Origin of the sequence: Prauserella sediminis, assembly GCF_014195435.1 — a bacterium.
GTDB lineage: Bacteria > Actinomycetota > Actinomycetes > Mycobacteriales > Pseudonocardiaceae > Prauserella > Prauserella salsuginis.
This window is the reverse complement of sequence record NZ_JACIBS010000001.1, coordinates 729,758-743,761: the sequence shown is the minus strand read 5'-3', so window position 1 is coordinate 743,761 and position 14,004 is coordinate 729,758. Positions and strand designations below refer to the sequence as shown.

13 protein-coding genes are annotated in these 14,004 nt (G+C 70.7%); 7 read left to right on the top strand and 6 right to left on the bottom strand.

Annotated features, from left to right (window positions below):
• Nucleotides 1–113: 113 nt before the first annotated feature.
• A complete protein-coding gene (locus FB384_RS03300; RefSeq protein ID WP_183779031.1) occupies nucleotides 114–842 on the bottom strand; it encodes a DUF4191 domain-containing protein in 729 nt (242 codons plus the stop codon).
• A gap of 57 nt (nucleotides 843–899) precedes the next feature.
• Here FB384_RS03300 and FB384_RS03295 point away from each other — a divergent pair, with 57 nt between their 5' ends.
• The 5 genes from FB384_RS03295 to FB384_RS03275 all read left to right on the top strand — a co-directional run bounded on the left by FB384_RS03295 (nucleotide 900) and on the right by FB384_RS03275 (nucleotide 5,389).
• Nucleotides 900–2,990 carry an ATP-dependent DNA helicase UvrD2 gene (locus FB384_RS03295; RefSeq protein ID WP_183779029.1) on the top strand — a complete coding sequence of 697 codons (2,091 nt, stop codon included), beginning with the start codon at nucleotides 900–902 and terminating at the stop codon, nucleotides 2,988–2,990.
• A 195-nt stretch (nucleotides 2,991–3,185) separates the two neighbouring features.
• A complete protein-coding gene (locus FB384_RS03290; protein WP_183779027.1) occupies nucleotides 3,186–3,524 on the top strand; it encodes a hypothetical protein in 339 nt (112 codons plus the stop codon).
• A gap of 114 nt (nucleotides 3,525–3,638) precedes the next feature.
• Nucleotides 3,639–3,998 carry a WhiB family transcriptional regulator gene (locus FB384_RS03285; RefSeq protein ID WP_183779025.1) on the top strand — a complete coding sequence of 120 codons (360 nt, stop codon included), beginning with the start codon at nucleotides 3,639–3,641 and terminating at the stop codon, nucleotides 3,996–3,998.
• A gap of 324 nt (nucleotides 3,999–4,322) precedes the next feature.
• A complete protein-coding gene (locus tag FB384_RS03280) occupies nucleotides 4,323–5,195 on the top strand; it encodes a class I SAM-dependent methyltransferase (protein ID WP_183779023.1) in 873 nt (290 codons plus the stop codon).
• Entirely contained in the window at nucleotides 5,192–5,389 is a 198-nt protein-coding gene (locus tag FB384_RS03275) for a hypothetical protein (RefSeq protein ID WP_183785747.1), read from the top strand. The genes FB384_RS03280 and FB384_RS03275 overlap by 4 nt, the downstream gene beginning before the upstream one ends.
• 4 nt (nucleotides 5,390–5,393) lie before the next feature.
• Here the strand turns inward: FB384_RS03275 and FB384_RS03270 are convergent, their stop codons facing one another.
• The 3 genes from FB384_RS03270 to FB384_RS03260 all read right to left on the bottom strand — a co-directional run bounded on the left by FB384_RS03270 (nucleotide 5,394) and on the right by FB384_RS03260 (nucleotide 9,095).
• Complete coding sequence (locus FB384_RS03270) at nucleotides 5,394–6,320, bottom strand: hypothetical protein (protein WP_183779021.1); 927 nt, start codon at nucleotides 6,318–6,320, stop codon at nucleotides 5,394–5,396.
• Nucleotides 6,321–6,449: 129 nt separating this feature from the next.
• Nucleotides 6,450–7,736 (bottom strand): ABC1 kinase family protein, encoded by a 1,287-nt coding sequence (locus FB384_RS03265; protein WP_183784888.1) that lies wholly within the window; start codon nucleotides 7,734–7,736, stop codon nucleotides 6,450–6,452.
• A 234-nt stretch (nucleotides 7,737–7,970) separates the two neighbouring features.
• On the bottom strand, nucleotides 7,971–9,095 hold the full coding sequence (locus FB384_RS03260; RefSeq protein ID WP_183779019.1) for a ThiF family adenylyltransferase: 1,125 nt from the start codon (nucleotides 9,093–9,095) through the stop codon (nucleotides 7,971–7,973).
• 408 nt (nucleotides 9,096–9,503) lie between these two features.
• On the opposite strand from FB384_RS03260, the gene FB384_RS03255 reads away from it, so the two are divergent.
• Nucleotides 9,504–10,061, top strand: coding sequence for a M48 metallopeptidase family protein (locus tag FB384_RS03255; RefSeq protein ID WP_183779017.1), 558 nt, complete (start codon nucleotides 9,504–9,506; stop codon nucleotides 10,059–10,061).
• A 76-nt stretch (nucleotides 10,062–10,137) separates the two neighbouring features.
• On the opposite strand, the gene FB384_RS03250 is transcribed toward FB384_RS03255, so the two are convergent.
• Nucleotides 10,138–11,676, bottom strand: a complete 1,539-nt coding sequence (locus tag FB384_RS03250) for a zinc-dependent metalloprotease (protein ID WP_183779015.1) — start codon at nucleotides 11,674–11,676, stop codon at nucleotides 10,138–10,140.
• A gap of 101 nt (nucleotides 11,677–11,777) precedes the next feature.
• Here FB384_RS03250 and FB384_RS03245 point away from each other — a divergent pair, with 101 nt between their 5' ends.
• Nucleotides 11,778–12,938: a YlbL family protein gene (locus tag FB384_RS03245; RefSeq protein WP_258937238.1), complete on the top strand. Its 1,161-nt coding sequence runs from the start codon at nucleotides 11,778–11,780 to the stop codon at nucleotides 12,936–12,938.
• Nucleotides 12,939–13,159: 221 nt separating this feature from the next.
• Here FB384_RS03245 and FB384_RS03240 read toward each other — a convergent pair whose 3' ends face one another.
• Nucleotides 13,160–13,738 carry a PPA1309 family protein gene (locus tag FB384_RS03240; protein ID WP_183784885.1) on the bottom strand — a complete coding sequence of 193 codons (579 nt, stop codon included), beginning with the start codon at nucleotides 13,736–13,738 and terminating at the stop codon, nucleotides 13,160–13,162.
• Between the last annotated feature and the right edge of the window lie 266 nt (nucleotides 13,739–14,004).

Below are 14,004 nucleotides of genomic sequence, written 5' to 3'. Positions count from 1 at the left end.
CACCCGTCGACCCCGGGGCCCGTCATCGCGAAGCGGGGCCGGACGCGGCAGGGGCCGCCTCCCGTCGTGGGAGGCGGCCCCTGCCGCACCGATGAATCGCGTGCGCCTGCGGGTCAGCGGCGGCGGATGGTCCGCTGGACGTTGCGCATCTTGGCACCTTGCGGCGTCGGCCCCTTCGGCATTGCGGCGCCGCGGTTGCCCAGGGCGGAGAGCTTCGTCTCGAGGGCGTCGACCTGCGGTCCCTTGAGGTTGCGCGGCAGCTTCATCAGGTGGTTCTGCAGCTTGCGCAGCGGAACCTGCCCCTCCTCATCCCCGATGATCACCTCGTAGATCGGGGTTTCCCCGACGAGCCGGGCGATGCGCTTCTTCTCCTGCGACAGCAGGTTCTTGACCCGGTGCGGAGCGCCTTCGGCGACCAGGACCACGCCCGGCCCGCCCAGCACCCGGTGTACCGCGTCGAGCTGCGTGGTGGCCGCCACGGTCTGCGTCACGCGCCACTTGCCGCGCAGGTTGTCCAGCGCCCACGCGCCGGCACCCGGCTGCCCCTCGGCCTTCGCGAACACGTTCTTCTGCACGCGGCGACCGAACAGGATGATCGCGCCGAGTACGCCGAGCAGGATGCCGAGCGGCAGCAGCAGCCACTCGATGCCGATCCACATGCCGAGCAGGAAGACCAGCCCCGCGATGACCAGGAAGGTTCCGAGCATCCACGGGATGAGGGCCTTGTCCTCCTTGCGCTGCATATGGAACGCCTGGAAGATCTGGCCACGGCGCGCCTTGCTCGCCGCCCTCTTTTCCTTCTTGGCCTGCTTGGCAGCCTCTTTGTCCCGCTTCTCCGCCATAATGGCCAGGATACGGGCGTCCGGGCTGCCGATGTTCCGTCGGTCCCCTCTGCGAGGATGCGGGGCGTGGGAAGTGCGTCGTCGAACCGTCATCCGGAACTGCTCGAGGGCCTCGACCCCGAACAACGCGCGGCTGCATGCGCCCCGCGCGGGCCCGTGTGCGTGCTTGCGGGCGCGGGCACCGGCAAGACCCGCACCATCACTCACCGCATCGCGTACCTGGTGCGCTCCGGGCATGTTTCCGCAGGTCAGGTGCTCGCCGTCACGTTCACTTCGCGTGCGGCGGGAGAGCTGCGCACGCGCCTGCGCGGACTCGGCGTCGAGGCCGCCCAGGCCCGCACGTTCCACGCGGCGGCGCTGCGCCAGCTCCGCTATTTCTGGCCGCGCGTCGTCGGCGAACGCCAGTGGGACCTCATCGACGGCAACAAACTGCGTCTCGTCGGCCAGGCAGCCAACCGGCTGGGCCTGTCGACCGAGGTCGAGGTGCTGCGCGACCTCACGAGCGAGATCGAATGGGCGAAGGCGTCCCTCGTCAGCCCCGACGACTACCCGGCCGTGGTCGCCAGGCTGAAGCGGGACACTCCGGAACCGGCCGAGCGGATCGCCGAGCTGTACCGGGGATACGAGCAGACCAAGAACGAGGCCCAGCTGCTGGACTTCGACGACCTGTTGCTGCACACCACGGCCGCGCTCGAGGAGCACCGGGCCGTGGCCGACGAGTTCCGTGAGCGGTACCGGTGTTTCGTCGTCGACGAGTACCAGGACGTCACGCCGGCGCAGCAGCGACTGCTCGACGCGTGGCTCGGCGGCCGGGACGATCTGACCGTCGTCGGCGACGCCAACCAGACGATCTACTCGTTCGGCGGCGCCTCGCCACGCCCGCTGCTGGAGTTCACCCGGCGGTTCCCCGAGGCGACCGTGGTGCGTCTCGAGCGGGACTACCGGTCGACGCCGCAGGTGGTGTCGCTGGCCAACCGCGTCATCGGCGCCGCACGGGGCAGGCCCGCCGGGTCGCGGCTCGAGCTCGTCGGACAACGGCCCGAAGGGCCCGAGCCCCGCTTCGCCGAGTACGACGACGAACCCGCGGAGGCCTCGGCGGTCGCGGCGCGCATCCGCGGGCTGCTCGACGACGGGATCGCAGCCAGCGAGATCGCCGTGCTGTACCGCGTGAACGCCCAGTCGGAGGCGTACGAACAGGCGCTTTCCGAGGCTGGCGTGCCGTACCTGGTGCGGGGTGGCGAACGGTTCTTCCAGCGGCAGGAGATCCGGCAGGCGATCGCCGCGCTGCGCACCGCGGCGGCCGACGAGCCGCGCGGCGAGCTCGTCGCGCTGTGCCGACGGGTGCTTGCACGCGTCGGCCTGACCGAACAACCGCCTGCCGGGGGAGCGGCGCGGGAACGATGGGACGCGTTGCTGGCGCTCGTCGAAGTGGCCGAGGAGCTGGCGAGCACCGTCGAGGGTGCGAGCCTCGGCAGGCTCGTCACCGAACTCGAACAGCGCGCGGCCGCGCAGCACCCGCCGACCGTGGAAGGTGTCACCCTCGCCTCGTTGCATGCGGCGAAGGGGCTCGAATGGGACGCGGTGTTCCTCGTCGGCCTCGCCGACGGCACCGTGCCGATCCAGCGCGCCGACGGGGACGACGAGGCCGTTGAGGAGGAACGCAGGCTGTTCTACGTCGGCGTCACCCGCGCCCGCGAACACCTGTCGCTGAGCTGGGCGTTGTCCCGCCACCCCGACGGCAGGCGTAACCGCCGCCGCAGCAGGTTCCTGTACGGCCTCGTGCCGGAGGACCACCCGGCCGCGCGCGTGGCGAAATCGGGCCAGCAGACGAAGTTCGCCAACTCGTGCCGTATCTGTGCGCGGCCGCTGATCTCGACGATGGAGGTCAAACTCGGCCGGTGCACCAAATGCCCGGCCGACGTCGACGAGCACCTGCTGGGGCGGCTGAAGGAGTGGCGGACCGAACGTGCCAGGGAGCTGAACGTGCCCGCGTTCGTCGTGTTCACCGATTCGACCCTCGTGGCGATCGCCGAGCAGCGGCCAACCGACAGCAAGGCGCTCGTCGGGATCTCCGGCATCGGTGCGTCCAAGCTGCAGCAGTTCGGTGACGACGTGCTAGCCGTCGTGCGTGACGAGGCGAGCGGATAGCCCGATGCGGGCTCCCGGTGTGTCCGCGACTGCTGCCGTGCTGTCGCTGGTCACGGTGGTTTTCCGGGAAGAATGACGAACTTTTCGAAAAATCAGTTGCCCCGTCACGTGCGGGCGCAATAACCTGCAGTGACCAGGTCGAAGAGCGCGGCCGCCCCGGTGGCGGCCAGCCGGATACGAGAGGAGGTGCCCGCAATGGAGTTCATGACAGCGATCGACACTGCCGGCATCTCCGGAAACCGGTCGACCCTGCCCTGTGACGGGCAGTCCGTGCGTTCTCAGCTGTTCTGCGCGTCGGTCGATCGTGACCGCCGGCGTGCCGGCAAGTCCCTGGATCCGCGTGACATCGGTGCGTTCGACGTGCGTGGGGGTGCCTCGTCGCACGCTCCGGCCGACGGCGCGGCGCTCGCCGCTGCCGACCTCGGCAACCCGGTGCCGCGTCCGGAGCGTCGTCAGCAGCTTCCGATCCAGATCCAGGACAAGTCCCGGGTTCCGCCCGGCTCCTGCGAGAGGCGTCGTCTAGTGATCGGCTAGACAGGTTGGCTCTCGAAGGCCGCGGAACCCATCGGATCCGCGGCCTTCGTGCTGTTCGAGGGCTGTGTGGATCCGCCGACTCATCCGCACACACTCGTTACTGAAGGAGCCGCCATGCCAACGGCCACCGTCTCCGCGTCAGAGGAGACGTTCTCCGCCTTGTTGGCCGGGACCACCGGAGTCGCCGAACTGATCGACTCCGGTGAGTCCACCGATTTCGACCTTCCCTGTCGGACCGGCGACGCGGACCTGTGGTTCGCCGAGAAGCCGTCCGACCTGGAACGCGCCAAGACACTGTGTGGGGAGTGCCCGGTGCGCTCGGCCTGCCTGGAAGGCGCTCTCGCCCGCGGTGAGCCGTGGGGCGTTTGGGGAGGCGAGATCTTCGAACGCGGTGCCGTCGTGGCCCGCAAGCGGCCTCGTGGCCGCCCGCGGAAGCACCCGGTGCCCGAATCGCAGGAATGGAGCGCCGCATGACGAACCGACTGCACCGCGAGGCCGACGAGACGTACTTGCCGACGGCGACATCGCGACACCGCACATCCGACTACCCGAACACGGAGACACCTCCCATGTTGCTGCACGAAGAACTGACGAGAGACCGAATACGTGAACTGCGAAAACAGGCCGAGGGCGGGCGTGCCGAACGCCGGCACCGCGCGGCGCGACGGTGGCAGCGAGTAGCTCGCTGGGCGTCACGGCGTGCCGCGCACCTCGACCGGTAGGCCGAGCACGGTGGGGCGGCGACCGGGCGACGCGTCCGGTCGCCGCCCCACGGCCCGCCCGTGTTGAATGGGCGGAATGGCAGCACATACACACGACGACGTCGACTGGGCGGCCCGTCTGTCCGAGATGCGCAGACTCGACGAGCTCGAGAGCGCCGCCGTGGCTGACGTCGCCGACCGGCTCACGCGGAACCTCGATGCCGGAGCGACCGTGGTCGATGTCGGTTCCGGCGCGGGCGGGATGACGACGGCGCTCGCAGCCTCCCTACGCGTACGGGGTGGTGGCACCGTCGTCGCCGTCGACGCGGTCGACGAACTGCTCACCGCGGCGTGCCACGCCGCGCGCGAGTCGGGCGGTGACACCGTGACCGTCGACGAGGTCGTCGCCGACGCCGGAACGGAACCCCTCGCGGACCTCGTCGCGCCGGCCGACCTGGTGTGGGCCTCGGCCGTGGTGCACCACCTTCCGGACCAGCAGGCGGCCGTCGACCGACTGGCCGCCGCGCTCCGGCCGGGCGGCGTCCTGGCGATCGCCGAGGGCGGCCTGGGCATGCGCTGCCTGCCGTGGGATCTCGGCGTGGGCCGGCCAGGGCTCGAGCTGCGCCTGCTCGGTCACCGTGACGCCTGGTTCGAGGACATGCGCTCGTCGATGCCGGACGCCGTGCGGATGGGCTACGGCTGGACCACGGGTATCGCCCGTGCCGGGCTCACCGGCGTCACGTCCTTCACGTACCTCGTCGATCACCCCGCACCGGCAGGGGAGCAGGTACGTGAGTTCGTGCTCGACCACATCGGCGGTCTCGCCGAGAGGGCCGACGACCGGATGGACGCCGAGGACCGGGACGCCGTGACCCGACTGCTGGATCCGGCGGTGGGCGACTACCTCGGCCGCCGCGACGACATCTACCTGCTGAGCGCCCGCACGGTGTACCTCGGGACGAAGCCGTGACCGGTGAGGCCACGTACGACGAGTCGCCCGTGACGTGCGCGCTGTGCGGCGAGCGCGGTGGTAGCGAGGCGGCCGCCGCCGGAATGGGGTGGCTGCGGGAGTCCGACGCGGGCCGGACACGCTGGCTCTGCCCTCGCTGCGTTCGCGACCACGTCCGTGACATCGAGGGCAAGCTGCCCGCCGAGTACTGGTGACGTCTCATGCCGCCACCCTTGCCAGGCACTGGACGGCCGGTCTCCTGCGGTCGGCTGCCGTGCGGAAGGCTTTCGCCAGCTCGGTGAGCACTCCGCGCCGATCCGTGGTGAGCCGCTCGGGGTCGGTTCGCACGACGGTTACGCCCGCTGCGGCCAGCGCCAGGTGTCCGAGGTGGGGTTTGCCCGGCGGATGGAACTGCCAGCCCATGCCAACCTCGTCCCACCACGCGTCGACGGTGCCGATGTACCTACCGCGCCGGTCGTAGACCGTGACGTCCCAGCGCGGTGGCGGCAGCGGTCCGTCGCGGAGCACGGCGCGTGCCCATCCGTGCACGTAGGTGTCGCGGTCACGGTCGATCGCGCGCAGTTCCGATCGCACCGCAGCGGAACCGCGTTGGCTGCCTGCATCGAGTTCGGCCCGCAGTTCGGCAGCGGTCGTGAGGCCGTAGTAGATGGGCAGGGACAAGAGGTCGCGTAACCGGCCGGGGTCGGGCTCCCGGCGTGCCGCGTCGAGCGCGGCCCTGGCTGCTGGCGCGAAGGGGATGCCGTCGACGACGACGGGTTCGGGTGGCCGGGCCGTGCGTTCCACCATCGCGAACGTCGGCGAGAGCATGCGGCGTCCCTTCGGTACCAGGATGTGCACGGCAGGCGATCTCGGCAGTGCCACGCCGTGAGCGTCGAGCGCGTCGCCGCCGGTCACCATGCACTCGCCGCCCACGTAGCGCGCGAGGGCGCGAACCAGCTGTCTTCGGGTCGGCTCACCTGCGCCGAGCAGGACGATCCCCGGCAGTAGGCGGCGCCACGGCCCGCCCGGGCGGCATCGGCGCGCGATGGTGCCCTCGGACATGCCGTGGGCGCGTAGTTCTGCGGTGGTCAGGACATTGTCGTGTGCGGCGGGTGTCAGCTGCGCCGCGTCGGCCAGAGCAGTCATGGCTCGAGCCTGCCGATCGCGGAATCCGACGGGGAGGGTTCGGCGAAAATGTGGACAAGTCGGTCCGGCGAATGGCGAATTTCTGCCGTTCCGGCGAAAACTGTGGATAACTCGCCGGCCGGGAACCGGTCAGTCGGAGAATCCCGGCTGCCACTGCTGCACGATCGACCGCAACGGCAGCTCCGCATCGAGCTGACACAGAATGCCGATGGCGCCCGCCGTCACCCGGTGGATCATCAGCCAGTGCGGCGGCAGGTTGAGCGATCGCCCGGTACGGAAGTCCTGGCCGCGCAGATCGCCCATGCGCAGCGCCTGGTCCTGGGCCCATCGGCGGGAGAAATGGAACCGGTCCTCGGCGAGCGGGGCCACGATCGGATGGAGGTATGCGTAGACGTCGTCGGGATCGATCTCGGTGTCGGGCCGCACGAATCCCTCGGCGCGCAGCGCGGCGTAGAGCTCTTCGGACCGTCCTTCGAGAGCGAGCCGCATGATCCTGCCCATGGCGGGCGGGGCGCCGTAGGGCAGGCGGGCGACCGCCCCGAAGTCGATGACGCACACCCGGCCGTCCTCGCGCAGCATGAAGTTGCCGGGGTGAGGGTCGGAATGCAGCAGCTGCGCACGAGCAGGCGACGAGTAGTGGAACTCCGCCAGCAACCGGCCGGCCTCGTCCCGCTGCTCCCGGGTGCCGGTGCGGATGATCTCCGAGTAGGACGTACCCGTGACCCATTCGCTGACGACCACCTTGGGGGAACTCGCCACGATCCGCGGGACGTGGACCTGCTGGTCCCCGGCGAACGCCTTCGAGAAGGCCCGCTGGTTGTCGGCCTCCCTCCGGTAGTCGAGTTCTTCGTCCATCCGGTCCGCCAGCTCGGCGAGCAGCGGCTTGACGTCGGTGCCCGGTACGAGGCTCTGGAACAGGCGGCTGAAGCGCTGCAGCTGGCGCAGATCGCCGCGCAGGGCGTCGTCTGCGCCCGGGTACTGCACCTTGACGGCGACCTCCCGGCCGTCGTGCCAGACGCCGTGGTGCACCTGGCCGATGCTGGCCGCCGCCGTCGGTTCGTCGTCGAACTCGGCGAACCGCTGTCGCCAGGTGCGCCCCAGCTGTTCGGTCAGCACACGGTGGGTCTGCTTCGCGGGCATCGGCGGGGCGGCGGCCTGCAGCCGGGTGAGCGCATCGCGGTACGGCTCGGCCAGCTCGTCGGGCACGGCCGCCTCGAACACGCTCAACGCCTGGCCGAACTTCATGGCGCCGCCCTTGAGCGTCCCCAGCACCTCGAACAGCTGCTCGGCGGCTTTCGCCGACAGGCCCGCGTTGACCTCGTCGGCGCTCTGACCGGTGAGCCTGCGGCCCCAGCCCCCGACCGCGCGGCCGGCCATGCCCAGCGGAAGGCTGGCCAGTCTTGCGGTGCGGGCCATGGTCCTGCGGGGAAGCGCGACGTCCGTGTCGCCGTGATCCGCGCTCGACGCGTCCGCCGCGGAGTCGACGGCCTCCGCTGCATCCGCCGTAGCGGTCTCGTCGGACCTGTCCTGGGCCTCGCGGTGTTCGGTCACGTCCGCGATTCTGCCTTGTCGATCAACGCTGTGGGGAGCGGTTGGGTACCGGTGCACGGACGTCGTGGTCGGGCCCGCCGGACGTGGGCCCGACGACTTCTACGGTGCGGCGGCGTCGCCGTCCGGACCTGCGCTCTGCTGCCGTGCGACAGCCTGCCCCACGGAGGCGGCTCCGCACGGGCACGACGGGTGCGGAGCCGCCTCGGACGTGGTGGTCGTTCCGGCGAACGCGTCGACCTCGATGGTGCCGTTCCAGGTCGGCGGTACCGACTCCTCGGGATCGAGGATGCGCAGAATCTGCCCGCCCGCCATCCCCGCCGTGGCCGTCACGCTGCACAGGTCGGTCCGGGGCAGCCGTCCAGCCAGCTGACTCGCGACCCGCGGCCACGACGGGTCCCGCGCGGTGTGGGCGAGATCCGCGCAGCGCAGACAGCTGCTCCGGCCCGGATGGACCAGCGGCCCGACGAGACCGTTGCCGTCCCGGACCCGCACCAGCAGATGCGGTTGCCGCTCCACCATCAGCTCGTTGACGATTTCGGGGGCGGGGACGACCGTGTCGGTCAGCACGACCAGGTCCGGACGTTGTTTGCCCCGCACCTTGCCGGTCTTGGTGGCCGAGTTGGTCCGTTTGACCAGGTTCGTGATGGCCTGCCTGCGCGGGGTGCCGATGTCGGCGTCGACGAACCCGGTGCCGAGGTCCTCCGGGCCGACGCGCCCGTCGGCATGGGCGTCGATGTGTCCGATGCCTGCCGTCGCCAGCGTGCGAGCCAGTCCCGCCGCGAGCCTGCCGCCGCCCTGCAGCAGCACCGTGCTCTGTGCCCACCGTGCGGCGGCGCTGCGGCGTGGCCGGGAGCGAGTCAGGGTCCAGAGCGCGGGCTCGTCGGTGCGCAGGGATCGTGCGTGTGCGGGCGCGTCGGACTCTTCGATGAGGCCGCGTTCGGCGAGCCCTTCGAGTACGAGCCGCAGGTCGTCGGCGGCTTTCTCGGCCTCCTCGTCGGACGTGCACTGCGAACGGGCGAGCTGCATGAGCGTGCCTGTGCTGCGGCTCCCGTCGAGGCCCCGCACCAGGTCCATCAGCATCGGCGACAGCGTGTCGAGTACGACGGCGTGCCGCCGTTCCAGGCCGATCTGCAGTTCCCCTTCGCCGCGTTCCAGTACGTCCAGCCCCGGCACGATCCGCGGCCGCTCCGGTAATGCCCCGGTTTCGGTGAGTGTTCGCGTCATGTTCACAGGGTGACGGGATTCGCGGTCGTCGTGGGACACCCGATCAGGGTTATCCACAGGTGAACGTGAATGTGGACAACTGTGCGCTGTGATGTTTGAGCCATCCCGAATGTCGGCGGTGCGCCTTACCGTGTACGAGTGGCCGATGCACGGGTTCCCTCATTACGGAGTCAACGCGGGCGGGCGCAGAACACGGCGCAGAACTCACCGTCGCGCGACACACAACCGAAAGGTGGACAACCCCGACGTAACCGACGAAAAGACGGAAATGGTGCGCAGGAGAGCGACCCCCAGGCGGGCGCGGACGACCGGCGCGGGCAGGACCGGCAGCGCAGCCGCCGTGGTCAGGGCGGCGAGCGTGGTCAAGGCGGGCGGGGCGACCAGGACGAACAGAACGACCGGCCGCCGGTGACAGAGGAGAAGGTCGAGGTCAGGCGCAGTGCGCGGCGCCGCCGTACGGTCACCGCCTATCGGGACGGCGACACGACGGTCGTTCTCATCCCGGCGACGATGACCAAGGCCGAGGAACGGCACTGGGTCGCCGAGATGCAGAAGAAGCTGCGGCGCACCGAGAACAAGAGGGCCTCGCCGGCGAGTGCGTCCGACGAGGCGTTGTTGTTGCGGTGCACCGAACTGTCGGCGCGCTACCTCGACGGCGCGGCCCAGCCCGCCAGCGTGCGCTGGGTCCCGCCGATGCGTACGCGCTGGGCGTCGTGCACTCCGATGAACCGCACGATCCGGGTCAGTGAGCGGCTCCGTGAGGTGCCGTCCTGGGTGCTCGATTACGTCCTGGTGCACGAGCTGGCCCACCTGCGGGTCGCCGACCACAACGACGAATTCTGGGCGCTGGTGCATCGCTATCCGAAGGCCGAGCGCGCCATCGGATACCTCGAGGGCCTGTCGGCGGCGGCGAATCTCGGCATCAGCGGGGACGCCGACGACACCGACCCGAACCCCGAGGAGTGACGAGCGCACATCGCCCGCGCCGGGTCACGTGTCTGAGCAGGCACGGCCCTGCGCGGGCGATGTGTCGAACGAGAGGTCAGCCGTTCCCGTCGGAGGGGCGGTCCGGATCGTTCCCGTCGCCGGAACCACGCTCGCCGGAACCACGCTCGCCGGTTCCACTGTCGTGCGGCGCCGAATTCCCACCGGCGGTGTCGTCCGTGGCGGCATCGTCGGCACCGACGTTCCCGGCATCGGAGTCGGCCGGTGCGCTGCCGGATGCGGCCTCAGCGGCTTCGGCTTCGGCGCGCTCGGTCTTCTCGAGCTCGGCGATCGGGTCGACGTCCGCACCGATGACGGTGCCGCCGAGCCGGTCGGCGAAGTCCGTCGGCTCGTCGAGGTCGTCGGTCGTGGGCATGAGGTCCGGGTGCGACCAGAGGTGGTCCCGCTGTTCGGTGCCGTGACGGTCGCCGACCATCTGCCACAGCGTTGCGGCCGCGCGCATCCGCCGGGGCCGCAGTTCGAGCCCGACGAGCGTGGCGAACGTCTGCTCGGCGGGCCCGCCGCTGGCACGTCGCCTGCGCAGTGTTTCGCGCAGCGCATCCGCACCGGGCAGGCGGTTGCCGACGGCATCGGCGACCACGACGTCGACCCAGCCCTCGACGAGGGCGAGCAGGGTCTCCAGGCGGGTCAGTGCCGCCTTCTGTTCCGGAGTCGTCTGCGGTTCGAACAGCCCCGAGGACATGGCCTGCTCGATGCTCTGCGGGTCGGTCGGGTCGATCTGGCCCGCCAGCTGCTCGAGGCCCGACACGTCCACGGAGATGCCGCGAGCGAACTCTTCGACGGTCGCCAGCAGCCGCTGCCGCAGCCACGGCACGTGTGCGAACAGCCTCTGGTGGGCGGCCTCGCGCGCCGCGAGGAACACGAGCACTTCGCTGGCCGGACGCTCGAGCCCCTCGGTGAACTTCTCGACGTTGGCCGGCAGCAGCGCCGATGTGGCCTCCGGGCCCAGGGGCAGGCCCACGTCGGACGACGTCAGTACCTCGGCGCCGAGGTCGCCGAGTGCGTTCCCGAGCTGCGAGCCGAACGCCATGCCGCCCATCTGGCCCAACATCGACATCAGCGGTCCCGCCGCCTGCTTCGCCTCCGCGGGGAGCGCCTCGGTCCAGGCCGACGACACCTGTTCGGCGACCGGGTCGCACAGTCGCTGCCACGTCGGCAGTGTCTTCTCGATCCAGTCCTTCGCGGTCCACGCGACGGTCTGCGTCGCGCCCGCGGGCAGGATCGTCGCCTCGTCGAGCCACAGTTCGGCCAGGTGAGAGGCATCGCGTACCGCGGTGTCGCCCTGCTGCGCGTCACCGGTCGCGGATGCGAATCCCATCCCGGGCTTCGCGTCCCCGTCGTCGGAGGTCGACGCGAGGCGCTGCAGCGCGATCTGCTTGGCCAGGTCGTAGTTCACCGGACCGGAGGAGCTGCCTGCCTGGCTGAACATCTGACCGAGCTGGCTGAGCATCTGCCCCAGCTGCTGGAACGGGTCGCCACCCTGACCGCCGGAGCCGGACGAGTTGTTGCCAGGGCCGGACGAGCTGTTGTCGGGGTCGGGCAGACCGAAGCCGAACCCGAAGGGTGGGTTGCTCATACCCTCCACCGTACGCGGCCCGAGGGCGCCGCGACCCGCCGATCGGCATGGTGAATCGGACCTTCGCTCTGAGCTGACAACGGCCGCCGTACGCTGTGCCCGTGAGCGAGTCCGGCGACATGAAATCCGCGTCAGGAGCCACGGGGCGCGACACGGCCGAGGAGCGCGTGGCGGCATCGCGCACCGGGGCGGACGACTCCGAGACCGAGCAGCGGCGACCGCGCCGGCGCCCCACGCGCCGCACCTGGACCATCGTGTTCAGCGCCGTCCTCGTGGTCGCCTTCGTGCTGGTCGGGTCTTTCGTCAAGGTGCCGTACGTGGCGCTGGGGCCCGGGCCGACCTACGACACCCTCGGTGACGTCGACGGCGATCACGTCGTGTCGATCGACGGCGAGCGCAGTTACGACACCGAAGGTCAGCTGCGGATGACCACCGTGTCGCTCAACGACGACGTCACCCTCTTTGGCGCGCTGGGCCTGTGGATCAGCGGGCGGTACGCCGTCGCGCCGCGGGAGGAGTACTTCCGGCCGGGGCAGACCGACGAGGAGGTGCGGGAGGAGAACGTCGCACAGTTCCGCAGCTCGCAGAGCAACGCCGAGGTCGCCGCACTGCGGACGCTGGGTTACCCGGTGAAGGTCGTCGCTGACCAGGTCGTGTCCGACAGTCCTGCCGCGCGCGTGCTCGAGCCCGGCGACCAGTTGGTGTCGGTGAACGACAAGCGCATCTCGGGGCAGCGGGACGTGACGGCCGCGCTCAAGAACACCCGCGCCGGACAGCAGATCGACCTGACCTACCGGCGGGGGGAACAGCAGCCCCGCACGGTGCAGATCGAGCTGGCGCGGCACCCGGAAGGCGGACAGCAGGGCTTCGTCGGCGTCCAGCCCGCGGACCGGGCGGACGTACCGTTCACGGTGGACATCTCACTCGAGGACGTGGGCGGCCCCTCGGCGGGGGCGATGTTCGCGCTGGCGATCGTCGAACGCATGGAGCAGGAGAACCTCGTCGACGGCAGGCACGTGGCCGGTACCGGCGAGATCGACTCGCAGGGCAACGTCGGCGCGATCGGCGGGATCTCGTTCAAGGTCGTGGCGGCCAAGGAGGACGGTGCGACGACGTTCCTGGTGCCGGAGCGCAACTGTGCCGAGGCGGCGTCGGCCGCCCCGGAGGGGCTCCAACTCGTCCGGGTCGGCACGCTCGACGACGCGATCAGCGCGCTGCGCAACCTCAAGGCCGGCAAACCCGTCCCGACCTGCCAAGGCTGACCCCATGACCGGCTGACCCTGTGACCGGCTGCCCCCGTGTCGGCACGCCCCATGACCGGCCACTCCGTGATCGGCCCACTCCGTGTCGGCACCCTCGGCGGGTGTCTTCCATTCGAAGGCGGTCCACCGGCAGCCACGGTTCAGGGTCGAGCCGCGGCTCGAGGGCGCAGTACCTCAGGGCGCAGTACCTCAGGGGAGGAGCGTCGCAGGGGAGGAGCGCCTCAGGGGAGGAGCGTCGCGCGGAGGGCTTCGACCAGGTTCGGAGCGAGCTCGGGATGCTCGACGATCTCCTCGCCCGGTGCGGAGTCGTCCTCGGCTTGCGGGTGGCCACCGCGCAGGCGCATGACGCACGCGGCGGGCCCGTCGCGCAGGACGGCGGCCACGAGCCTGGCCTCGGTGCGCCGCGGATGACCAGCAGCTGCGTGCTTGAGGCGTTCGACGTCGGTGGCCGAGACACCGGCCGATTCGTCGACGTCGGGCAGCTCGTCCTCGGCGTCGGGCGGCAGCACGATGATCTCCTGGGCGAGTGCGCAGCCCCGGACGAGTTCCGGCCACGCGATCGTCGCGAGCGCCTCGGCGAGGTCGTCGTTAGGCAGTGAGTCCTGGGCGACCGGGGTGAGCTCGGCGTCCGGATCGAGCGAATCGGCGAGCTCGGGCTGTTGGGAGAGCAGCTCGGCGGTGGGGACGAGTGCGAACAGCTGCGGCGGCTGCTGCCATCCGCCCTCGGCGACGAACTCCTCGACCTCGCGCGCGATGGCGCCCACCGTGGCCGCCGCCGAGGCCGCCTCCTGGTCCACCAGGTCTTCGAGGAACCAGGCGTCGTCCTCGACGTCCTCGCTGGTCTCAGCCGGTGCCGCGGTCTCCGCGGACCCGGTGGAACCCGTGCCGCCGTCCTCGGTCGCGGGGTGGGGCGCGCCTTCGCTGTCGGTCATGGTGACCATCGTGGCAGCAACTCGCAGGCGCCCGGTTTAGGGGCATTCCGGGAACTCGGGCCCTGGTCCGTAGAGTTAGACATACAGGGAGCCCGTCACCGGCGCCCCCTGGACCACGCCAGTTACGACCCCAG

Bases quoted from the DNA above. Each gene is read 5' to 3' on its own strand.
- FB384_RS03300 (WP_183779031.1), bottom strand. From the start codon at position 842: ATGGCGGAGAAGCGGGACAAAGAGGCTGCCAAGCAGGCCAAGAAGGAA.
- FB384_RS03295 (WP_183779029.1), top strand. From the start codon at position 900: ATGCGGGGCGTGGGAAGTGCGTCGTCGAACCGTCATCCGGAACTGCTC.
- FB384_RS03290 (WP_183779027.1), top strand. From the start codon at position 3,186: ATGGAGTTCATGACAGCGATCGACACTGCCGGCATCTCCGGAAACCGG.
- FB384_RS03285 (WP_183779025.1), top strand. From the start codon at position 3,639: ATGCCAACGGCCACCGTCTCCGCGTCAGAGGAGACGTTCTCCGCCTTG.
- FB384_RS03280 (WP_183779023.1), top strand. From the start codon at position 4,323: ATGGCAGCACATACACACGACGACGTCGACTGGGCGGCCCGTCTGTCC.
- FB384_RS03270 (WP_183779021.1), bottom strand. From the start codon at position 6,320: ATGACTGCTCTGGCCGACGCGGCGCAGCTGACACCCGCCGCACACGAC.
- FB384_RS03265 (WP_183784888.1), bottom strand. From the start codon at position 7,736: ATGGCCCGCACCGCAAGACTGGCCAGCCTTCCGCTGGGCATGGCCGGC.
- FB384_RS03260 (WP_183779019.1), bottom strand. From the start codon at position 9,095: ATGACGCGAACACTCACCGAAACCGGGGCATTACCGGAGCGGCCGCGG.
- FB384_RS03250 (WP_183779015.1), bottom strand. From the start codon at position 11,676: ATGAGCAACCCACCCTTCGGGTTCGGCTTCGGTCTGCCCGACCCCGAC.